18 protein-coding genes and 1 tRNA gene are annotated in these 22,225 nt (G+C 55.9%); 4 read left to right on the top strand and 15 right to left on the bottom strand.

Translation table 11 applies throughout. The annotated features are described in order from the left end of the window. The first annotated feature begins 109 nt into the window (after positions 1-109). On the top strand, positions 110-2,851 hold the full coding sequence (locus DPF_RS01970; RefSeq protein WP_069857193.1) for an HDOD domain-containing protein: 2,742 nt from the start codon (positions 110-112) through the stop codon (positions 2,849-2,851). Between the two features lie 13 nt (positions 2,852-2,864). Beyond that, positions 2,865-4,286 (top strand): MinD/ParA family protein, encoded by a 1,422-nt coding sequence (locus DPF_RS01975; protein ID WP_069857194.1) that lies wholly within the window; start codon positions 2,865-2,867, stop codon positions 4,284-4,286. Between the two features lie 66 nt (positions 4,287-4,352). On the opposite strand, the gene DPF_RS01980 is transcribed toward DPF_RS01975, so the two are convergent. The 4 genes from DPF_RS01980 to DPF_RS01995 all read right to left on the bottom strand — a co-directional run bounded on the left by DPF_RS01980 (position 4,353) and on the right by DPF_RS01995 (position 9,357). After that, complete coding sequence (locus DPF_RS01980; RefSeq protein WP_069857226.1) at positions 4,353-5,891, bottom strand: sigma-54 interaction domain-containing protein; 1,539 nt, start codon at positions 5,889-5,891, stop codon at positions 4,353-4,355. An 88-nt stretch (positions 5,892-5,979) separates the two neighbouring features. After that, positions 5,980-6,576, bottom strand: a complete 597-nt coding sequence (locus DPF_RS01985) for an indolepyruvate oxidoreductase subunit beta (protein WP_069857195.1) — start codon at positions 6,574-6,576, stop codon at positions 5,980-5,982. Then, positions 6,576-8,429: an indolepyruvate ferredoxin oxidoreductase subunit alpha gene (gene iorA / locus DPF_RS01990; protein ID WP_069857196.1), complete on the bottom strand. Its 1,854-nt coding sequence runs from the start codon at positions 8,427-8,429 to the stop codon at positions 6,576-6,578. The genes DPF_RS01985 and iorA overlap by 1 nt, the downstream gene beginning before the upstream one ends. A 259-nt stretch (positions 8,430-8,688) precedes the next feature. Continuing rightward, positions 8,689-9,357 carry a tetratricopeptide repeat protein gene (locus DPF_RS01995; RefSeq protein WP_069857197.1) on the bottom strand — a complete coding sequence of 223 codons (669 nt, stop codon included), beginning with the start codon at positions 9,355-9,357 and terminating at the stop codon, positions 8,689-8,691. 277 nt (positions 9,358-9,634) lie between these two features. Here DPF_RS01995 and DPF_RS02005 point away from each other — a divergent pair, with 277 nt between their 5' ends. Beyond that, positions 9,635-10,894, top strand: a complete 1,260-nt coding sequence (locus DPF_RS02005) for a glutamate-5-semialdehyde dehydrogenase (protein ID WP_069857199.1) — start codon at positions 9,635-9,637, stop codon at positions 10,892-10,894. A 66-nt stretch (positions 10,895-10,960) separates the two neighbouring features. Here the strand turns inward: DPF_RS02005 and DPF_RS02010 are convergent, their stop codons facing one another. The 8 genes from DPF_RS02010 to DPF_RS02045 form a co-directional block, all read right to left on the bottom strand. Further along, positions 10,961-11,551, bottom strand: a complete 591-nt coding sequence (locus DPF_RS02010) for a MarC family protein (protein WP_069857200.1) — start codon at positions 11,549-11,551, stop codon at positions 10,961-10,963. 177 nt (positions 11,552-11,728) lie between these two features. Next, positions 11,729-13,441, bottom strand: coding sequence for a long-chain-fatty-acid--CoA ligase (locus DPF_RS02015; protein ID WP_069857201.1), 1,713 nt, complete (start codon positions 13,439-13,441; stop codon positions 11,729-11,731). A gap of 143 nt (positions 13,442-13,584) precedes the next feature. Next, positions 13,585-14,751, bottom strand: coding sequence for a class I SAM-dependent RNA methyltransferase (locus DPF_RS02020; RefSeq protein ID WP_069857202.1), 1,167 nt, complete (start codon positions 14,749-14,751; stop codon positions 13,585-13,587). Positions 14,752-14,760: 9 nt separating this feature from the next. After that, positions 14,761-15,888 carry a deoxyhypusine synthase family protein gene (locus tag DPF_RS02025; protein WP_069857227.1) on the bottom strand — a complete coding sequence of 376 codons (1,128 nt, stop codon included), beginning with the start codon at positions 15,886-15,888 and terminating at the stop codon, positions 14,761-14,763. Between the two features lie 87 nt (positions 15,889-15,975). Further along, positions 15,976-16,881, bottom strand: a complete 906-nt coding sequence (gene speB, locus DPF_RS02030) for an agmatinase (protein WP_231702109.1) — start codon at positions 16,879-16,881, stop codon at positions 15,976-15,978. Between the two features lie 66 nt (positions 16,882-16,947). After that, positions 16,948-17,535, bottom strand: a complete 588-nt coding sequence (locus DPF_RS02035; protein WP_069857204.1) for an SPOR domain-containing protein — start codon at positions 17,533-17,535, stop codon at positions 16,948-16,950. 50 nt (positions 17,536-17,585) lie between these two features. Then, positions 17,586-19,241: an arginine--tRNA ligase gene (gene argS / locus DPF_RS02040; protein ID WP_069857205.1), complete on the bottom strand. Its 1,656-nt coding sequence runs from the start codon at positions 19,239-19,241 to the stop codon at positions 17,586-17,588. Between the two features lie 37 nt (positions 19,242-19,278). Continuing rightward, on the bottom strand, positions 19,279-20,220 hold the full coding sequence (locus DPF_RS02045) for an ACP S-malonyltransferase (RefSeq protein ID WP_069857206.1): 942 nt from the start codon (positions 20,218-20,220) through the stop codon (positions 19,279-19,281). Positions 20,221-20,477: 257 nt separating this feature from the next. Between DPF_RS02045 and DPF_RS02050 the strand changes: the two genes are divergently transcribed. Continuing rightward, positions 20,478-21,113, top strand: a complete 636-nt coding sequence (locus DPF_RS02050; protein ID WP_069857207.1) for a 16S rRNA (guanine(527)-N(7))-methyltransferase RsmG — start codon at positions 20,478-20,480, stop codon at positions 21,111-21,113. A gap of 10 nt (positions 21,114-21,123) precedes the next feature. Here the strand turns inward: DPF_RS02050 and DPF_RS02055 are convergent, their stop codons facing one another. The 3 genes from DPF_RS02055 to DPF_RS02065 all read right to left on the bottom strand — a co-directional run bounded on the left by DPF_RS02055 (position 21,124) and on the right by DPF_RS02065 (position 22,222). Continuing rightward, on the bottom strand, positions 21,124-21,339 hold the full coding sequence (locus tag DPF_RS02055) for a hypothetical protein (protein ID WP_069857228.1): 216 nt from the start codon (positions 21,337-21,339) through the stop codon (positions 21,124-21,126). 239 nt (positions 21,340-21,578) lie between these two features. Continuing rightward, positions 21,579-21,655: transfer RNA gene (locus tag DPF_RS02060), tRNA-Met, on the bottom strand. A gap of 246 nt (positions 21,656-21,901) precedes the next feature. Beyond that, a complete protein-coding gene (locus tag DPF_RS02065; RefSeq protein ID WP_069857208.1) occupies positions 21,902-22,222 on the bottom strand; it encodes a hypothetical protein in 321 nt (106 codons plus the stop codon). Positions 22,223-22,225 lie beyond the last annotated feature (3 nt).

Genomic DNA, 22,225 nt, shown 5'->3' on the forward strand with positions numbered 1-22,225 from the left:
TTCTAATTATGTCAAAAGCAATGTGCTCTTGCGTCACAACAGAACGTGTTACATGCGCGGTATTTGCAAGCCGAACGAAGATCTTGTCCAGCGACAAGGAGATCAAAGGATGTCCATGCCTCCCTCATCTGCTGCGATTCAATCCCAATCCTCTCCCCACGCAGACCATGCCCCCATCACTCCCATGAGTATGCAGATCGACAGTGTGCTGCACTTTGTCGACCAGATGCCTTCCCTGCCCGCAGTGGCAGCCAAGATATTGCGTATCGTGCTGGAGGAGGAATTTTCGCTTGGGGAATTGGCCACACTGGTGGAGTCTGATCCCGCTTTGACTCTGAAGGTGCTTAAATCCGTCAATAGTGCTGATCGCGGAGGACATCCGATCAGTTCTGTTGCGCATGCCTTTCCGCTCATCGGGATGCGTCCCTTGCGCATCCTGTTGCTGTCGGTCATTGTCAGAGATGGTCTCGTGGGCAGTGACGCCGATGAAGACGGTCTGTATAAGGATTTGTGGGTGCATTCCCTGGCCTCTGCCCTGTTTGCCGGGCTTTTGGCCAAGCGAACCTATCCCCAGTTGTGTAATGAGGCCTTTGCTGCGGCCATGCTCCACGATATTGGCAAGATCTTTTTCCTAGTCTATTTTCCGGAAAAATTCGCCCAATGCCGGGAGCGTATCAGGATGCACCGCGAGCCGAGTTCCGTTGCCGAGGAAAAGCTCTTCAAGACCAATCACGCAGCTATTGGCCGGGCCCTGGCCAAAAAGTGGCATCTGCCTGACATGATAGAGAATGCCATTTGGCAGCACCATCTTGATCCTGAGGTTGTCAGTGATCATAACGGGCTCAGAGAATTGCTTTTTCTGGTCAAATCGGCCGACTATCTGGCTCACGAGGCGTTGGTGGATGCTCCCTGCCCGTCCATGACGCGCGAAGAGGAAAACGGTCGCATTCTGGATGACCTTGGTATTGGTCCGGACGATCTCGCCTCCATCAAGACGGAGTTTACCCGGGAATTCGAGGAGCATGTCTCCCTGTTTGATCTGGATGGGGATGGCGCGACCCTCTTTTATCAGGCTTTGCAACGGGCCAACGAGCGTCTGGCCAGCATTGCTTTGGAACTTGATCGCAAAAATGTTTCCCTGAGCATTTCCAATCGTTTTGCAACGACCATTGTCAAGGCTGGCATAGCATTCAACAGCCTTGACGCCATTTCCGATTTTTTCCCTGTGGTCCCGCAGTTCCTTGACGCCGATTTGGGCATTGAGAGGGGAGTCCTTTACTGGGTCAACGAGTCCAGAACCTTTCTTGAGGGCATTGTCTGGAAAAGCGGCGGGTTCAAGCGTCTTTTTTCCTGTTCTCTGGGAAAGGACATGGAACCGATTCAGGAGCCTGGTGGTTGCTCCATAAGTGCCGGGCTGGTCAGGCTCATCAAAACGTCCAGGGAGCGGGAGCAAAATTATGGGCACACCCGGGAAACAAGCGTTTCACCGCCTTTTTCCGTCAGTCAGGGACTGACTATCTTTCCTTTGTTTGGAAAGGTTTTTTTTGGCGAACTGTGTCTTGGCATGGCCCACAAGGAGCACCATCTGACGGCTCAGGACTTTCTGGGGTTTTCTCAGTTTGTTGCCCTGATCGTAACCACCCTTGACCGGTTGCGGGTCTACAGAGACCTTTGCCGGCGGGCCGATGAATTGTCAGCCGCCCTGTGGAAGAACCATCAGGTCAATTTGCAGCTCATGCAGACGGAACGTCTTGCTGCCGTTGGGCAGCTTGCCGCCGGGGCAGCCCATGAAATCAACAATCCTCTGGCCATCATTTCTGCCCGAACCCAGATGATCGAGGCCAAGGAAAAGGACGATAAGAAGAAACAGGAACTTCGACAGATTCACGAACAGATCGATCGCATCAGTTCCATTCTGACCAGCCTTATGGGCTTTGCCCGACCAGCTCCACCAAGCAAAAGTCAGGTGGACGTGAACGCACTTTTGGACAAGGTGCTTGATCTTGTTTCTCCGCCCATGCTCAAGCTCAATATCCGCATTGAGCGCAATTATGCCGATAACCTCCCCAGTATCCATGCGGATGCCGGCCAGCTGGAACAGGTTTTTCTCAATTTTTGCATCAATGCCCAGCATGCCATGGAGGAACATGGCGGTACGCTCACGGTAACAACTTCCCCGGGATCTTTGCCCAATTGGGTGGATATAGTTGTGCAGGATACGGGTATAGGGATTGCCAAGGAGTGTTTGGCCAAGGTTTTTGATCCCTTTTTTACCACCAAGGAGCAGGGCAAGGGCACGGGCCTGGGGCTTTCCACGGCCTATGGCATTGTGACCAATCATTATGGCAATGTGGGGATCAAGAGCGAGCCGGGACAGGGAACACGGGTCTGTGTTTCTCTGCCTGTCATGTCCCCCCGGGAGGATCGGCAAAAATCCCGTTTACACTCTCGAGAAACAACGGATGAAGGTTCCAGGTCGAGTTTGAAACGCCCTCGGATTCTTGTTGTGGATGATGAAGAACATATTCGGGATATCCTCACGGAAACCCTTACGGCCCATGGGTGCACGGTGGATGTGGCGGAAAATGGCAGGCATGGCTTTGAAAAACTGACCAGGCATGCCTATGACCTCATGCTCATGGATATCAGAATGCCGTCCTATTCGGGCCTGGATCTTCTGGCCAGGATCAGGAACCAGATTCATAAGATGCCCGTTTTCGTGATCACCGGGCTGGCCTCGTCCGAAGAGATGGACAAGGCCCTTGAGCTCGGTGCCGCCAAGTGTATCCGCAAACCCTTCCACATCAAATCTCTTATCCAGGATATCCGGTCCGTGGTGTCCCTGTCCTGAACGGCACACATCCATGTCCACACACACGAGGATCATTGCCTTTGCCAGCGGCAAGGGAGGGGCGGGCAAGACAACCATGGCCGTGAACATCGGTCTCGCCCTGGCCTCCATGGGGCAAAAGGTCTGCCTGCTTGACGCCGACCTTGGTCTTTCCAATGTCGATCTTGTCATGGGCCTGGATTCTCCCTCCAAAACCCTGGAAGATGTCCTGTTTCACGACCTTCCCCTGGAAGAGGTCATTGTTCCGGTTGCTGCGAACATGAACCTCATTCCCGGCAGTTCGGGCATTTCCAGAATGGCTGAATTGCCTCGGGAACAGCGGGCCGTGCTGGTTGACGAATTCAAAAAACTCGATGGCTACGATTTTCTTCTGATCGACAATTCTCCGGGCCTGTCCCGGCAGGTGGTTTCGCTCTGCCTGAGTGCCCGCGAATTGATCGTTGTGGTCAATCCGGAAGTGACTTCCCTGGTTGATGCCTATGCCCTGATCAAGGTGCTTCGGGAAAACGGCCTGTGGTCGCGCCCGCGGATCATTGTCAACAGGGCCGAAAGTATGGGGGATGCCAAGAGGATTTTTGCAACCCTGCATGCCACCCTTGAAAAATATCTGAACCTGAAGTGCTCCCTTCTGGGGGTCATCCCCCTGGACGCACAGGCCAAGACCGCTTTCAGCAAGCAGCCTTTTTTCCTTTCCCATCCCCATTCCCCGGCGGCTCGATGTACGCAATTTATTGCAAAACGCATTCTCGTGCAGGAATCCAGGCACTGGAAAAAGGGACGTCCCGAAGAGTTCTGGGAGTCGACCCTGACCAGGATCAAGCAACGGCCCCGTTTTGATTTGGAACTTTCCTCGCAACAGCTGGACACGGATCTTGCTGCGTATGCCAAAGTGGCCCCCGAGGAACTCGGAAACGTTCTTGCACAGCGGGCACGGGAAATGGACGGCCTGGCCAGCCAGCTGACCCGCATGGCCGTTGATGGCACGCTCGCCGGCCAAGCCAGGACTATAGCCGGGCTTCTTGATACCTTGTCCAGCCAGCTCAAGGAAGTTGTTCTGCCCGGGGAAAAGGATCAGGACACGCCTTTGCCGAAAATGGTTGTGGTGAGCAACCAGCAGGAAATGCGGCAGATTCTTGCGGACATGCTTGCCATGCTGGGCTATGAGCCTGTGGCGCAGCTACCGAGCGGGGTACAGGAAGGGGGAAGTGTTGACGGTCCCTGTCTGGGGATTGTCAACGTGGATCGTCCCGAAGCAAGGATTGGGGACGCCTTGCTTGCCTGGCCGGGACTTCCTCTGGTTGTTCTGGGCGGGTATGGCGGCACGGATGTGCTGCGCGCCTTTGCCGATCGGATTGTGGCCGTGATTCCGCCGCCGGTCACCTTGGGCGGACTCAGATCGACTCTGGAGAATCTGGTGGGGGTCAAACACTTCTAAACCAAAGGTGCAGACTAGGGCAGACAGCAGCGCCGTGACCGAACAATGATCCGGTCACGGCGCTGTTTATTTGTGTGGGGTGAATTTTTTGGGATTGATGCCGTATTTCTTGATCTTGTAATTGACCACGCGGTAGCTGGATCGCAGCTCCCTGGCCGCCTCGAGCATGTTGCCCTGGGTTTTTTTCAACGCTTCCACAAGCAGTTCCTGCTCGAATCGGGCCACGGCCTCGCCAAAGGACAGCTCGGTGTCCGTGGCCGAACTCTCGGCCGTTTGCAGGGTCGGGGGCAGATGGTAGGTCCGAATGGCCTCATCCATGCATAACAAGGTGGCCCGTTCCACGCAGTTGCGCAGTTCACGAACATTGCCCGGCCAATGATACTGGGTCAGCAGATCAATGGCTGGCGTGGAAATCCTCTTGATGTTCTTGCCGTATTCTTCGGAAAAAATGGACAGGAAATGTTCGGCCAGGGGAAGAACATCCTGTCTGCGCTCCCGAAGGGAAGGAATGAAAATGGGGAAGACATTGATCCGATAGTACAGGTCTTCCCGAAACCGGTTTTCTTCAATCAGGGCTTCCAGGGGCTGGTGGGTGGCACAGACAATGCGCACGTCAATGGTGGTGGATTTTTCACTGCCAAGGCGTTGTATTTCCCCTTCCTGGATGGCCCGGAGCAGTTTGGCCTGGGCCTCGGCACTGAGCTCTCCGATTTCGTCCAGAAACAGGGTGCCCTGGTGGGCCAGTTCAAAACGCCCCTTTTTGCTGCTGACGGCCCCGGTAAAGGCGCCCCGTTCATAGCCGAAAAGTTCACTTTCGATGAGTTCCGAGGGCAGGGCCGCGCAATTGAGTTTGACAAACGGAGCATCCCGTCGCGAACTCATGTTGTGGATGGCTTCGGCCAGAAGCTCCTTGCCTGTTCCTGATTCGCCGCGCAGGAGCACGGTTGCCCGGCTGTCAGCCACCTGCATGATCTGTCCCATGACCTGGGACATAGCCTTGGACGAGGCCACAATACGGTTTTTGGCCAGGTTTTCCGCCTGACTGGTTTCCCGGGCCGGGTTGGGAAGATGCGTTTCGTTCTGGAGCATGCATTCCTGAAGATACGCGGTCTGTCTGGCTATGATCCGGCCCAGGGCCTGCAGAAAATCTCTGTGCAGGTCCAGATTGTCTCGATGGGATATGGGCAGATCCGCACTCAGGACGCCGATGATCTCACCCTGTTCTCCCGAAGTGATCACCGGTACGCTGATAAAGGACAGGGAGGCCATCTCTTCCTGGCTCCGGCCTCCGGCCCGGTTGAGAAACATGGGCTCTTCCGCCATAACCCTGACAACAATGGGCTCACCCGTTGTCAGGACATGCCCGGTAACCCCTTCACCGGGAGCATAGGTTGAAGAAGGCGTCCTGGTATGCCCATGGGAGATGCTGAACCGGAGCGTGTCGGTCTTGGGATCGAAAATGGCCAGGGTGATCCTTTTGTACTCTGCCAATTCGGCCGTTTTGATGAGGACCCGTTCCAGGGTGGGCTGCAAGGGCTGGAACGGGTCAAGATCGGCTATGACCTGATTGAGCGTTTCAAACAGTGAGCGGGTTGTGGTGGGCATGATTTCAATTGGCTGATTGTGATCAGAAAAAGCCCGGTTGCCCGGTTGCATCTGCGTGTCCATCGAACACGCAGGCCGTCAGGAACCTTTAATCGTGCCTGGTCACGGCTGCGGCACCAAGTTCCACGGCACGCAGATTGATATCCACGATCTTGGGTTTGAGATGATCCCGTATGCCGGTCTGTAGCTGTTCAAGGCTTATGGGAATCAGCTCCAGGGCGCACAAGGCTCCCAAAAGGACAATGTTGGCCGCCTGGGGGGTTCCGGCCTGCTTGGCAAGGGAGAGGCAGGGCAGGAAAAAGGACCTGTCGGCCTGTTGGTCCGTGGCCTTGCGAATGGTTTCCATGTCCGGATAGGCTTCGCGTCCCAGGGCCACCCCTATGGGCAGGATGGGTTCACTGTTGCTGACCGCCACTCCAGTGGGAGCGAGAAAACAAAGAGCCCTGTAGGTTTCAAGGGGCTCGAAACCGAGGAGGATGTCGGCTTCCCCGGGACTGATTTTGGGACTTTGGTACCCGCCGAAAAGGATGGTCGATGCGACCACGCCGCCGCGTTGAGCCATGCCGTGGATTTCTCCAGCCGTGACATCAAGGCCGTTGTCCAGGCCGATCTGGGCCAGCAGGTTGGTTGCGGTCAGGGTACCCTGACCGCCGACACCAGTAAGGTAGATACGGGTCTTTGGCATTATGCAAGACTCCTTTTTCGAGCTTTGATGTGGTCGCAGAGTTGCACACAGAGCATGCACCCTGAACACTGGAAGGGATCAATGCCCATCTTGCCCTTGTCCAGGAAAAAGGCCGGGCAGCCGAGCTCGTTGAGGCAGGCGAGGACGTCTTCACTGCTTTCGAATCCTTCTTCCACATAGGCAACCTGGCCGGAGGCGGACCTGAGCACCTTGCGCTTGAAGATTTCACAGGGATCCCGGGAAATGATCACCCTGACCCCGGGCAGGGACTTGTATTCCTCAAGGGTCTTGACCAGTGCCTTCTGGTTCAGGGCCTTGACCGTGGTCACATGTTCCACACCGCATCCCCTGACAATGGCTTCGATGTCGATTTTGTGGGCATTGTCGCCCATTTGCGTCCTGTCCACGCCGGGGTTGGGCTGATGACCGGTCATGGCCGTGGTTCTGTTGTCCAGGATGACAATGAGGATGTTGTGGTCGTTGTAGACGGCATTGACCAACCCGGTCATGCCGGAATGGAAAAAGGTGGAATCGCCAATAAAAGCGACTACGGGTTGATCAGACACTCTGGCAGCACCACATCCTGCAGAGATGGATGAACCCATGCACAGGAGAAAATCCGCTGTTTTCAAAGGGGGCAGGATGCCCAGAGTATAACAGCCGATATCCGAGGAATACAGGGCATTATCTCCAAAAACCTTGCGAACCGCAAAATAGGTGGACCTATGGGAGCATCCCGCGCACAGGTTGGGCGGACGCATGGGAAGCTGTTCCGGAACCTGGCAGGGAGCATGTTCGGGCAATGGTTTGTTCAGGGTCCTCAGAATGATGTTTCTGACCATGAGGGTGGAGTACTCGCCTTCAAGGGGAAGGTGCTGCCCCTTGCCCAGAACCTCAACTGCAAGATGGTGTTTCTGGATGAGGGCGCGGACATGCTGCTCCACAAGGGGTTCCAGCTCCTCAAGGATGATGACCGTGTCCAGCTTCTTGAGAAAATTGAGGATGAGCTCGTTGGGCAGGGGATAGGTCATGCCCAGTTCCAAAACCCGCAGGGCATCGTCCAGATTGTGTTCCGCAATAACGTCGTTGGCATAGGCCCGGCTGATGCCCGATGCAATGACACCGATTCGGCCCTTGCCGCGCTGCGTATTCCACGGGCTGGTTTCGGCCTCTGCGGCCAATTCGCCCAGTTTTTCCAGAAGGACCTTGTGCCGGACCCGGGAAACCGCGGGGACAGGAACAAAGCGCATGGGATTCTTGGTCATATGTCCCCTAGTCCTGGCTGCGGGCAACTTGCCGAAGGTCACTGGCCCGCGCAGATGATTGACCCTGGTGGTGGTCCGGATCATGATGGGCTGTTCGTACTTGGCGGACAGGGTCAGGGCCTCGCGGGTCATGTCCTTGCATTCCTGGGCCGTGGCCGGTTCCAGACAGGGAATGCCGGCAAGACGGGCATAGTAACGGTTGTCCTGCTCGTTTTGGCTGGAGTGACATCCCGGATCATCGGCACTCAAAATGACCATGCCTCCGGGCGTTCCGACATAGGCCAGGGTCATCATGGGGTCGGCGGCCACATTGACCCCGACGTGTTTCATGGTCACCAGCGAAGGTACACCGGCAAGGGCCGCGCCCCCGGCCACTTCCATGGCGACCTTTTCATTGGCCGAATATTCGAAGATGAATGCACCTTCAGGGGAAATGCGAAAAAACGTATCGGGAACTTCCGAGGAAGGCGTGCCCGGATAGCAGGACACGAAACCGACGCCCGCTTCCAGTGCGCCCCGGACAATGGCTTCATTCCCGAGAAGAAGCATCCTGGTGTCGGGGGACGTGCTCAAGAGGGGATGACTCATGGTGGTTTGCCTTTGGAGGTTTGAGGTTCAAGAAAGCTGAATGCCCGGACTCCGTACCCCGTGGCCAAGCAGTGTCCCTGATGGCATGGGGGCGGGGCGAACATCGAGAATCAGTGAGCAGGGATCTGAAGCAATGCCAGGAAATGGACTTCCAAGGTCACGACTGCGGATGACAGACCATGAAGACCCCCTGGTACGTGCGATCACGGCCGTTGCTGGCGTGACACATCCAGACGAAGGCGTCGGTTTGTTGGCGACCTTAACTCATTTTGGCCTTGATGTCGGCGATCTTCATGTCCAGGAAGGCCGTATTGGTCACGGCACCGGCTGCCTTGAGCTCCTGATAGGCAGCCAGGGCTTTTTCCCAGTCCCCGTTCTGCTCGGCAACAAAGGCGATCTGGCGGGCCAGAGGTGTGGCAAAATCCTTGGCAGAAACGGTATCGATGGCCTCGAGGATCGTCAATGCTTCCTTGTACTTCCCATCAAGACTCAAGGCCCTGGCCTGTCCCATGCTCGCCAGAATGTGGATGTCACCTTCGGTTTTGTCGGCCACTCTGGCCCAGGCCGAAGCGGCTGTCGTGTAATCCTTGCTGGTCATGGCCGTGTTGGCCAGTTCCAGAAGAGGACCCACGGACAGGGCCGATGGATGTTCCTGGAGAAACTGGTTCAGGGAAGTGATCCGTTTGGCTGGGTCTTGTTCCAGCAGAATGGTACCCAGGGCATTGGTCAGTTTGTTGGCCTGAATGCCGGTGTAGGTCGTATAGCCGGAATAAGCACCAACAAGGAGAATGAGCGCTCCGAGACCAAGGCCGATGGGTTTGAGATTGTCGAGAATCTTCTTGAGCAGAGGATGGAGATCCTGATCTGCTTCATGTTCAATTTCATCAATGATATTGAGATGTTGATCCTGATTAGGCTTGTCAGTCATGATGGTGATTCCTCCTGTGGCGTCATAAGCTGATCAAAGAAATGCCTTGTATGCACTATTTGCAAAAAGGTCAAAATTTTCCTTGGGTCCTGTGGAGGGTAGCCGCTCTTGAGAAGAGAAGGGGTTTGGGCTAGAGGGACGAAGACAAATTTGTCAATACTCATGTGGAACGTGTGCAGCATCTGGTTCTTGAGAGCCGAAAGGGCAGGAATGCTCCTGGTTGGGAGTCTGGTTTCTGTCACCTGACGCACGCCACGAATGATGCGAGGTATACCTTATGAATATGGATGAACAGATGCGGGAAATGGCGGCTTCGGCTAGGCAGGCCAGTCAGGAATTGCTCAAGGTTGCAAGCAGGGACAAGGAAAGGGCCCTTGTGCATCTTGCCCGGCTCATCACGGCCAATCGGGAAGCGATTTTTGCCGCCAATGCCCGGGATATTGAAGCGGCCACGGCCCGGGGCATGGATGCTGCCCGTATCGACAGATTGCGCTTGACCGATGCCACCATCGAATCCATGGCCGAGGCCTGCCGGTTTGTTGCCAAACTTTCGGATCCTGTGGGTGAAATCGAGTCCCTGCGCAAGCGTCCTAACGGGCTGCTGGTGGGTCGAATGCGCATTCCCCTCGGGGTCATTGCCATTATTTACGAATCGCGTCCCAATGTGACCATTGACGCGGCCATCCTTTGCCTGCGTGCCGGCAATGCGGTCATTCTCCGCGGTGGTTCCGAGGCGTTTCATTCCAATCAGGCCCTGGGAGGTCTGTTGGCCCAGGCCATGGAAGAGGCCGGTCTCCCGGCCAAGGCGGTCCAGCTCGTGCCGACCACGGATCGGGCTGCAGTCAAGTCCATGCTCAATCTGGACGAGTACATCGACGTGGTCATCCCTCGTGGCGGAGAAGGGTTGATCCGGGCCGTGGTCAAGGATGCCACCATGCCTGTGCTCAAGCATTACAAGGGTGTGTGCCACATTTATGTTGACGCCTGTGCCGACCAGGACAAGGGACTGCGTATCGTCCACAACGCCAAGGTGCAGCGTCCCGGGGTCTGCAATGCCCTGGAATGTCTGCTGGTGCACAAGGACGTGGCAGCCGGTTTCCTGCCCCGGGTAGGAGAACGTCTGGGCCGGGACAACGTGGTGTTCAAGGCCTGCCCCAGATCCCTTCCTCTGCTGGGGGACAAGGCGCTTCCGGCACGGGATGATGATTTTGGCAAGGAGTTTCACAGTCTGGAACTGGCCGTCAAAGTGGTGGATTCCCAGACCGAGGCTCAGGAGCATATTGCCACCTACGGTTCCCATCATTCCGAAGCCATCATTACCATGGATCATGACCGGGCCATGCGCTTTCTCCGCGAGGTGGACGCTTCGGCCGTGCTCATCAATGCCTCCACCCGGTTCAACGACGGAGGTGAGCTCGGCCTTGGCGCTGAAATCGGTATCAGCACATCCAAGCTTCATTCCTATGGACCCATGGGGGTCAGGGAACTTACAAGCACCAAGTTTGTTGTGTTGGGAGAAGGACAGATCCGGGAATAGACCTGCTCGGGGAGAAGTATCCCACCCCAGGCAGGGCGGGGATCACCAAGTGAAAGAATATCCCGGCTAAAGGAGAAAATTCCTGATGCCCGTGAACACGATCTGGGCGGCCAGGGCCGAAAGGATCAGCCCGGTGAGCTTGCTCAGGATGATGATGCCGGTTTTTCCGATGATCCGTTCGATGTGCGTGGCCATGGACAGTAAAATGCCCACACAGACCACTGCCGCGGCCAGGGAGAGCGATCCGATCAGGGTTTCCGAGAGCTGGTGATGTCCTGCTCCCATGACCAGCAGACCACCCACCGTGGCCGGTCCCACAGTAATGGGGATGGCCAGGGGGACCACGCTCATGTCGCCGTCTGATTCTTCATGTTCGGGCTTTTTCCCTGCCTTGCCCCGGACCAGTTCCACGGCAGAAAGAAACAGCAGGGAGCCTGCACCGATTCGAAAGGCGTCCAGGGTGATGCCGAAGATGTCGAAAATGGCATTGCCCAGGAAATAGATCACAAAGGTGGTACAGAAAACAGCGCATGTGACCCGAACGGCCATGCGCTGTTTTTCGTGGTGATCCATGTCTCGGGTAAGGGACAAAAACATGGTCAGCACGAAAAAGGGGGTCAGCAAAAAAAAGAGCTTGATGAACAGACTGATGAACATGGCCTTTCAGGAACTCCTCAAACAGCCGATGTCATGCATGGCCGGGAAGAAACCCCGTAAAAGGGGCCTCCTTCCCATCCTCCGGTCAGGACAGGCTGTTGGGCGTGCGCATCATCACGATGCGCAATGAATGATTGGAGCAGGGTGGACAGCCTTGGTGCGCGATTGAAGCCCCGCTTACTTGCGGGCTTTTTTCTTTGAGGCCGCCTCAAGCCTGGCGATTTCCTCGTCGCGCAAAGCCCTTCGGAGCACCTTGCCCACCAGGGTCTTGGGGAGTTCCTTGCGGAATTCGATTTTCTTGGGGATTTTATAGTTGGCCAGTTTTTGACGGCAAAAGGAAATGACTTCCGCCCGGGTAAGGGTTTCTCCCGGTTGGACAACCACATAGGCCTTGATGATTTCCCCGCGGGTGTGATGGGGAATGCCCACGGCAACGGCCTCGCGGATTTTGGGGTGTTCGTGCAGAACTTCGTCGATTTCCCGAGGATATATGTTGTATCCCCCTGAAATGATCAGGTCTTTTTTGCGGTCAACAATGAAGAAATACCCGTCCTCGTCCATGTAGGCAATGTCACCCGTATACAGCCAGTTGTTGCGCAGGGTGGATGCGGTTTCATCGGGGCGGTTCCAGTAGCCTTTCATCACCTGGGGCCCCCGGATGACCAGTTCGCCGATCTGGCCGGGCTGAAGAGTCAAAGAACCCACTTCCATGTCCACGATGCAGGCATCGGTATCCGAGATGGGCAGTCCGATGGAGCCAAGCTTGTGCGTCCCATTGAGGGGGTTGAGATGGGTAACAGGCGAGGCTTCGGTCAATCCATACCCTTCGATGATTTCGGCTCCGGCGAGTTTCTTGAATTGCTTGATGATCTCGGCTGGAATGGGGGCTGAACCGGAAATGCAGAATCGGATGGAAGACAGGTCGAATTTGTCAATGTCCTTTTGTTGCAAAAGGGCCATGAATACCGAAGGGGCGCAGGGAAAGATGGTCGGATGGATCTTTTTGATCGACTTGAGGATATCCCTGGGTACGAATCGGGGAAAGGGAACCATGGTCGCGCCCAGGGCAACGGCAAAATTAACGCACACGTTCAGGCCGAAAATGTGAAAATACGGAAGAATCCCCAGCAACACCTCATGGTCCTTGCCCAGTTTGTGCAAAATGGCCAGGTATTGTTGTACATTGGCGGCCAGGTTTTGATGGGTTATCATCACCCCCTTGGAAACGCCTGTTGTGCCTCCGGTGTACTGGAGCAAGGCCAGATCCTTTTCCGGTCGGAAGGAACGAGGACTGAATGTGGCTCCTTTTTTCAGCAGACGTTTCCACGGAAAGATGGTCTGCATGTCATAGGGGATGGTTGGTGCATTGTCTTTTTTTGCCTTGAAGTTGTACAGGAGGTTCAAAGGGAAGCGGAGACAATCGGATATGCGGGTGACAAATATTTTGGACAGATTGAGTTTCTTTTCCAGGGATTGCAGCTTGGGCCATGAGAGATCCAGGGTGATGAGTACCTTGGCTCCGGAATCGGAAAAATGGTGGACCAGTTCCTTTTCCATATACAGGGGATTGGTCATCACGGCGATGCATCCCGCCTTGAGAACCCCGTAAAAGCTCATGATGGCCTGGGGCGTGTTGGGAAGCATGATGGCCACCCGGTCTCCGGCCCTGACGCCATGCTCGCGCAGGTTGGCAGCGATTTGTTCGCTGGCCTTGCGAAGACCGGCGTAGGTTATGCTCCAATTATTGAAAACGATGGCCTTGCGCTTGGGAAATTTCTTGGCACTTCTGTCGAGATATTCGTGAATGGGAATATTTTCATAGGAGAGCCGTGGGGAAACTTCGCGATCGTAACTCTTGAGCCAGTATCGTTGCAAGCCGTCTTCAATCATTATCGTACCTTGTGCGTGAAGCGTTTAAATAATGTATGACAAAATGCGTACAGCAAAGCATAGGCAAGGGGGGAATGCTCGATTCCTCCGGATTTGTCCAGTCCGGGGCGTGGGGTTCAGAAACGGTTTTCACCCTGCCCAGGTCATGATGGCCTGTGCAGGGTGAAAACCGTTTCCATGTGCCATGTCTGGGGAAACATATCCACCAGAAGGATGTCCGTAATGGTCCAACCGGCCTCGAGCATCACTGCAAGGTCGCGACAGGTATTGACCACGTCGCAGGAAACCCAGGCCATGGTTCGCAGCGAGGAAAGGGTTTTAAGCCTTGTTCCGATATGCTTGGCCCCGGTTCGGGGCGGATCAATGACCAGGGCCGTTGGCCCAAATGTTCTGATGGCTTTCCAGGTGTGTTCTCTGGCCAGGTTCCCGGTTTTGAAGGTGATGGTATCAAGCCCGAGGCGTCTGGCATTGCGGGTTCCGGTCCTAACAGCCGAGGCTACGGATTCCACGGCCAGGATTCTGGCTCCTGCCTGGGCCAGGGGCAGGGAAAAGTTGCCGGATCCGGCAAAGAGATCAGCCACCCGTTCATGACCCTGGACCGCTTGGCTTACCTCATGAATGAGGGATTGGTTGAGTTCCCAGTTGGCCTGGAAAAAATTGTTGCCAGGCAGGACAAGATCAAAGCCATGATCCGGAAAGGGCAGGTTGATGGTTGTCCCGTCCTTCTGGGTGCACACCGTGTGGTCCTTTGGACTTGCGGCTACCGTGAATCTGCCGTCAGGCAGACCGGCGCAGAGCTGGTCAAGGAATCGGGCCAGGGGACGGGCCAGCAGGAGACAGTCATCTAGGCGAACCAGATCCTGGCCCTGCATCTGGCAAAAATGAGGAAGATGGTTGCGAACATGGACCTGTCCCCGATACCGGTATCGCCATCCCCGGGGAGAAGCCAGCGTCCGGATGGGAGGGAGCTGGTCCGTATCCATATGACGATGCAGGCTTCTGGACAGGGTGTCGCAAAGGATGTTTTTTTTGAGCTCAAGGGCTTCTGACATGGGCAAAATGCCCATCTTGCATCCCCCGCACAAGGAGGCATGCGGGCAGGGGTGGGGCCGACGCAGGGCAGATGGGTGGACGATTTCCACGGGTCGTGCTCCCACGTAATCCTTTTTCTCCCGACATACCTCGACGTTCACGATCTCACCCGGCAGGACTGCCGGTTCCACAATGACCGCCTTGCCCGATTTCAGCCTTGCCAGGCCCCGGCCTCGCCAGAGGATTTTTTCAATGGTCAGGTTTTGGATGATGGACATGGTGTTGGCTCAGCCCTGCTGCGTCTTGGGGTGAGAGCTGTGTTTCCGGCCCCTGGCAAGCCTGTCCTGAAGTCCCTTGATCAGGATGGGCCAGGCAATGGTGGCGTCGCACATGACTTCGGCAAACTGGCCGCCTTCGGCCGGGGGGACAAACTTGCCCCAGGAGATGCCTTCGGAATAGGTGCATCCGCTCAGGCCGCCCCAGTGCACGGGTTCGGGACAGATGCGAATGCCGTAGGAAAACCTGCGGATGGGCAGGTTGAGCTCGGGCAGCCGTTGGCCCGCGATTTCAACGAATGGTCCCACCTGTTGGGCCCAGTTGCGTGGCACGCCGCCGCCAATGGTGAAGATACCGATCTTTTTGGCCGAACATATCTTTCTGGTATAGCTGAACAGGTCCAGAAAGGGGTTGAACTGAAAGGGAAAGGTGGCCGGGTCGCAGTCCCCGTTCATGAGACCGGGCATGTGGCGCATGAGATGGGTAGCCACATCCAGGGCAAGTTCGGAATCGGTGAAGGCCGGGATGTAAACAGGCACCTTTTTCTGGTAGGCGCTTTTGAGGATGCCCGGCCCTTTGACATGGGCGGTGAGGTATTCTCCGATCCTTGAGCAAAAGGCCTCGGAAGAGAGAAAGGTCTCGCCCTCAATGGATTTCATGACCTCGTGGATGACGTCCTCGGCCTGCATGAAATTGATTTCCGGTTCCAGGGTGTCGTAGACCCGGTTGAACCCTTTGGCAAAAAGGGCTTTGTCATCCATTTGTCCGAATTTGTACTTGTAATGGCGAAGTCCCATAGATTCGATGAATCCATGGGCCATGAGGGCTCCCGTGGATACCACCACGTCGAGCCACCCCTTGTCGATCATGGTGCAGATGAGCTTGCCCATCTTGGCCACGGTCATGGCTCCGGAAAAGGTGCCCACGACCAGACAGTCAGGATCGGTGACCATGTTGTGCAGCACGTTTAAGGCCTCGCCGAGATTGCGGCCCCCAAAGGCTGTTTGGGACATGGCCTCCATGAGTTCGTCAAAGGAGTTAATCTGATCGGGATCAAGGGTGGTCAGAGGTTCCAGCCCGTAATCGGCAGGATCTTCAAGATGATCAATGGTTCGGATGTCGTTGTTTTTGTTGGTCATGGTAAACTCGGGATGCGAAAGGAGAGAAAAGGGGCGCATCAGGGGGTGCGCAAAACATGCCTGAGCCGGTTTGGTAGCCGCTGGTTGTTACGTGGTCTCTGACTGGGAATTGAGAAAACAGGTGAGAATCCTGACAATGGCTTTGACGGCCACGGATTCGGAAACCACCGATCCGGGGATGGGGGCCACTTCGCACATGTCCATGCCCACCAGGGGAGAACCGGGCCACAAGTGGGCAAAGAACTCCCGCATCCAGGCATAGTCAATCCCTCCCGGTTCAGGGGTTCCGGTCCCGGGAACAAGTGACGGATCAAGGCCGTCAATATCAAAACTCAAATACACGGGGCGACCGGCAAGAAAGGTATTGACGGCCCGGGCCGTTTTTTCAGGCGTATCCAGATCCCAGGCAAAGACCGTCATCAGTTCGTGGTCGGGCTGGGCGGTGATGTATTCGTACTCCTCCCTGCACAGACTCCTGATGCCCACCTGGATGGCGGGCAGGCCCAGATCACGGGCTCTGGCCATGATGCAGGCGTGTGACAGGGGGGTGTGCTCGTAGGTGGTTCGCAGATCACTGTGGGCATCTATCTGCAGAATGACCAGATCGGGGTGGGCTTTTTGGTAGAATTCGAACAGGGGCAGGGCAATGGAATGTTCGCCGCCCAGGGTAACGAAAAAATCCTTTCCGGGATCATGGTTGGCAAGGACCGTGCGCATGGCCGCGTGCAGCTCATGGGGACCGCTTGCCGGACAGTGCACTGGTGGCAGGGTTGCAAAGTGGGCCATGTCCGCCAGATCCACGCCCAGCTGAGGATCAAAGGTTTCAATCTGATAACTCGCCTTGAGGATGGCTTCCGGTCCGGATTTGGTGCCGCCCATGAAACTCACTGTCCCCTGGTACGGTACAGGCCAGACAAAGATGTGCCTGCCGTGGTGGGTATCAAGATCCAGAAAATGGCTGTACATGGCGTCTGCTCGGGTTGCGGTGGTCAAGTGATCGCCCTGGCAATACGGCTGGCAGAAAACCTGGTGGTTGAACGCGGTCTGGAACGTGCTCCCCTAGACCGGTTTCTTGCTTTTGAGGAGGGGCTTGGCCACACCCAGATCCTTTAATTGTGCCTTCAGGCGGGTGGTTTCTGAAGGCGTGCCCTTGAACCGCACGTTGACCCGGTGCCAACCGGAAGGGGCATGGTCAATGAATGCCGGGATACCGCGCCGGATGATCTGCTGCTGGAACCGGATGGCATCGGCCTGGGACTGAAAAGCCGCTGCCTGGTAGATGTAGGCGAAGCGCTGCTCGGCCTTGGCCGGGGTCTCCTTCCGCCTGGGTTGTTTGGGTGAAGCAGGTTGGGGGGGGTGTACTTTGGGTACCGGCTGGGGTTTGCTCTTTTTGAGCCGGTCATAATAACCAAGCTCTTCGGCCTTGAGCACCTTGGGTTGTTCCGGTTGCACCTGCTGATCTTCCGGCATGATCCTGGCGATTTCCGGAATGGCGTTTTCCGGCCTGTATCCTTTACCCACAAGGATGCCAAGGATGAAGGCCCAGGCCATGGCAACCAATATGAGCAGGGATTTGTTGATCATTCGGGCCAGACCCGGTTTGAACTGTCTGGAAGATGTTTTCTTTTTGCTGTTCTTGGTTGCCATGGCTGCGTGGATGGTTCACGAGGTGCAGGGAAAAAGACGTGCCCTGGTACTTACATTTTTTCCGGGGCGTCCACGCCGAGAAGGGCCAGACCGTTTCGCAGTACCTGGGCCACGGCCTTGAAAAGGTGCAGCCGTGCCTGGAGCAGCTGCGGGTTGGGAGCGTTGAGAATGTGATGCACGTTGTAATAGCGGTGAAGATCTCCTGCCAGTTCCTGCAGGTAGTAGCTGACATGATGGGGACTCAACGTTCGTGCGGCCAGGGAGAGGATGTCCGGAAAACGGTCCATTCGCTTGGCCAGAGCCAGATCTTCGGGCGTGTCCAGCAGGGCGAGGAGCTCCATGTCCGGATGGGTGCCCTGAATGCCGCGTTCTTTGGCCTTGGCCATGAGGGAGCAGATCCTGGCATGGGCATACTGGACGTAATAGACCGGATTGTCCATGGACTGTTTTTTGACCACATCCAGGTCGAAATCCAGATGGCTGTCGCTCTTGCGCGACAGAAAGATGAACCGGGCCGCATCCACTCCGACTTCTTCGCACACATCGGCCAGGGTCTCGAACTTGCCCGCCCGGGTGGACATGGCGATCTGTTCGCCCCCGCGCAGGAGATTGACCAGCTGAACCAGGATGACCTGCAGGGATTCGCGGTCATTGCCGACTGCCTCAATGCCCGCCTTCATTCTCGGAACATAGCCGTGGTGATCGGCTCCCCAGATATCAACCATGAGATCAAAGCCGCGTTCGATCTTGTTGGCGTGGTAGGCGATGTCTGAAGCGAAATAGGTCAGATAGCCGTTTGACTTGCGAAGCACCCGGTCCTTGTCATCGCCAAAGCGGGTTGACTCGAACCACAGGGCGCCGTCCTTGTCATAGGCCAGCCCCTTTGCCTTGAGGGTCTCAAGGGTTTTGGTCACAACACCCTTGTCCACCAGACTTTTTTCCGAAAACCAGTTTTGATGCTCCACCCTGAAATGGGCCAGGTCCTTTTTGATGCCGTCAAGAATGACCTCAACGGCCACGTTTTTGCAATATTCAATGGCCTGGTCCTCGGGGGTGTCCAAAAAGGCCTTGCCCTTGGCCGCTAGGATATCGGCGGCAATGGTTTTGATGTAGTCGCCCTTGTAGGATTCTTCGGGAAATTCGATATCTTCTCCGGCAAGCTGCCTGAGCCGAACCCAGACGGAATTGCCCAGCAAGAGCATCTGACGGCCGGCGTCATTCAGGTAATACTCGGTATGCACTTCATGGCCGGTGGCCCGGAGGATACGGGTCAGGGAGTCGCCAATGGCCGCGCCCCGCCCGTGACCAATGTGCAGGGGACCTGTGGGGTTGGCGGAAACGTACTCGATCTGGACCTTGGTTGTTTTTCCTTGCCTGGACGTCCCATAGGATTCCTTTTGGGAGGCGATCTCGGGGATGGTTGCCAGCCAGAAGGCGCGGTTGAAGAAAAAGTTCAAAAAGCCTGGCCCGGCAATTTCAATGGTTTCGACTTCCGGGCACTGGGCCAGCAGGGTTTCGCGAATTTCCTCGGCAATCTTTCGGGGGGCTGTTTTGGCTTGTCTGGTGAGCATCATGGCCAGATTGGAGGCCAGATCACCAAATTTTTCGTCCTTGGGAGGTTCGAGAGTTGCCTTTTCAGGCCACTGCCAGCCCTTGGCCTGAACAAAGGATTTGAGTTTGTCGTTGAGATAGATTTCACCGCGCATGGTACGTCCTTAGGTCAAAAAATGAGTATGAAGAGTTTTACAATGTCTGGGCCTGTTGCAGGGTTTCGATGTTTTCCGAAAGGATGTCGTCCTTGTGATCCATGAGAATCTGCCCTGTCATGCGGGACAGGACGCCCTTGGGGCCCAATTCGATGAATCGCCTGATACCAGCTTCCCACTGGGCAGTGACAAGCTGGGTCCAGTAGACCGAAGACGTCATCTGGCGGGTCATGACGCGCTGGATGACGCGCGGATCATCAGCTTGTTGTGCAGAGGCATTCAAATAAACCGGAAAGACGGGTGCTTTCCAGTCCACCTTGGCCATGGCCTTGGCCAGCTCGGCCGCAGGTTCGGCCATCATGGGGCTGTGAAAGGCGCCGCTTACGGGAAGAAGCACGGCCCGTCCCTTGGCTTGTTTGGCCAGGGAGGCCACTTGGCTGACCGCGCTCTGGGTTCCGCTTATGACAAACTGGACGGGTGTGTTGTAATTGGCAATGAGGATTTCTTGATCAAGGGATTTTCTGACATCCTCCACCAGGGTTTCCACAGTTTCACGGGAAAGTTTGAGGATGGCGGCCATCTTGCCTTCGGAGTTCTTGCTCGCTTCGGCCATGAGGCGACCCCGCAGGCAGACCAGGTCAAGGGTGTCGTTGATGGACAGGACCCCGGATGCGAACAGGGCCGAGAACTCGCCAAGACTGTGCCCTGCAGCGCAGGCAGGGGAAAGTCTGCTTTTCACAAAGCCCCAGAGTGCCGCGTTGACAACGGTCAGGGCCGGTTGCAAATAGGCGGTCTGCGCCATGGCCTGGACATCGTTGTCCCAGTAAATTTCGCGCAGGGCAAAGCCGGATATCTTTTCCGCCCGGACCCAGAGCTCCATGGCATCCGACCAGTATTCGGCCAGATCCCGTCCCATGCCGGGGCATTGCGATCCCTGTCCGGGAAAAAGAATGGCGGTCAGGGGATTGGTTGTGGTCATGATGGTTCTCCTCCCGTGTGGTGAGCCTTCGGCCTTTTACCCGGACCTTTCCGGGACGTAAAGGAAGAAAAAAAGCGGCGCATGGGCTCAATCGTCCTTGTGATCCTTGTGGTTGCCTTGGTTCGGCCAGCATGGGCCCGGATCGTCGGCAAGGGGGTCTGAAGGTGAGACAGCCCTTGTTGCAAGTCATTGTCAATGTCCCTGGTCCTTTTTCCTGGAGCAGGATGTATACATCAGCCCATTAACAAGGATATGTCATGTCTTTATCCCTGTCACAAGACGCCGTCATGGATCTGGCCCTGGATTGCGGCCGAAACCTTTCCGTTCAACAAGCCGGTCTCGTGACCACGTATCTGCAACTGCTGGAAAAATGGAATCGCAAGATGAACCTGGTTGGACCGAGAGACTGGCAGACCATGCTGACAACTCTTGTGATCGACAGCTGGAATCTGGGCGATTTTCTGGGTGACCTGGATCTCGGGGATGACGATCGGATTTTGGATCTTGGTGCGGGCGCCGGTCTGCCGGGCATTCCCCTGCGGATTTTCTGGGGCAAAGGGGACTATGTCCTGGTGGAACCGCGCCACAAGCGGGCCATGTTCATGCAGACGGCCATCAGGACCATGGCACTGGCCCGTACCCGGGTCGCTTCGTGTCGGGTCGAGAATCTGCCGCCAAACGATCTGCCCGCCCGGCTGGTTCTCAGCCGGGCCTTTTGCCCCTGGCGAAGGTTTCTGGACATTGCCGGGCCCCTTCTTCAGGAAGACGGGGTGTGCCTGGTCATGGCGAACACGCCTGAACCGACCCAGATCCCCACGGGCTGGGAACTCAAAAGGGCGACATCCTACCCGGTAGGGACCGATCAGCGATCATTCTGGATGTTTGCCCGGTGATCGGCCCGGGTTATCGGGGGCCTGTTCCGAACATTTCCCCGAGCTGCGAATTCTTGAAAATGAGTTTGGTGGCTGTTTCATCGGCAATTTCGGCCACGTCCATGAACTGTTCGAGCAGATCAAGCATTTCCATTCTGCGTTCCTCGCCCGCATACTCGAAATCTTCGGCCATCCTTCCCGACTGCATGTATTCCTGAAATTCCCTGAGCGTCTTTTCCGTGATCATGGTATATCCCCGGTGCTTGGCGTTGTACGAAGACTTCACCCTTGACGTGTCTTCGCCTGGCAGGAACGACTCCTTGCCATAGAGCGCACGCAGGGTCAAAAGAGAAATACCGGTCTTCCGGCCCGACCGGCCAGGCTGTGGACATGGCGCGGCACAAGGCGCTCAAGGCAGGAGCAAATCGTGAAAACCTGCTGTCAGGGATAAAAAAAACCCCTTGCGAACAAGGGGTTTGATTTTTTTGGTAGCGAGGAGAGGACTTGAACCTCCGACACTGCGGATATGAGCCGCATGCTCTAACCACCTGAGCTACCTCGCCAAAAGTGAAAACGGTGTCTATATGCGATGAAATGAAAATGCAAGCTTTTTTTTGGGAAAAAATGAAAATCGTGACTGCTTGAAGCAATAGGCTGATATTTTTGAAAAAATAATGGATATGTATCCAGCTGGTTTTAATAGCCGCCTGTGCTGTCAAGCAAGGCCGTTGCTGTGTTGCTGGCGCGGTTGCATGGTGGGCGCCCGGACGTATCGGGTCCACGGGCGGTGCTTCCCCATGGCCTGGAATTTACGTCATTTTTTGAAAATGATCGGCAAACAGACGAACCGGTTGAGGACAGTCGGTCGCGGTGTTCCAGGTCATGTCGAAAAGCTCGGCCGTCCATTTTTGATGGGTCACGTCGAACCAGGTTCCGCCAATGTATTTGCCGTTGGCCCAGACAACGGCCTCAAGCATGGTTTTGCGGCATTTTTCCATCTGGCCGATGAGCCCTACCGGGTCATCAAGACAGATTCCGGATTGATCGTAGGTATAACTGCGGGAAAAAAAAGTTTCCGTGCAAGGGCTCATGGCCTCGAGAAGGAAAGCAAAGGTGGTTTCTGTCTGCATGGT

It is taken from the genome of Desulfoplanes formicivorans, from assembly GCF_001748225.1.
Taxonomy (GTDB): domain Bacteria; phylum Desulfobacterota; class Desulfovibrionia; order Desulfovibrionales; family Desulfomicrobiaceae; genus Desulfoplanes; species Desulfoplanes formicivorans.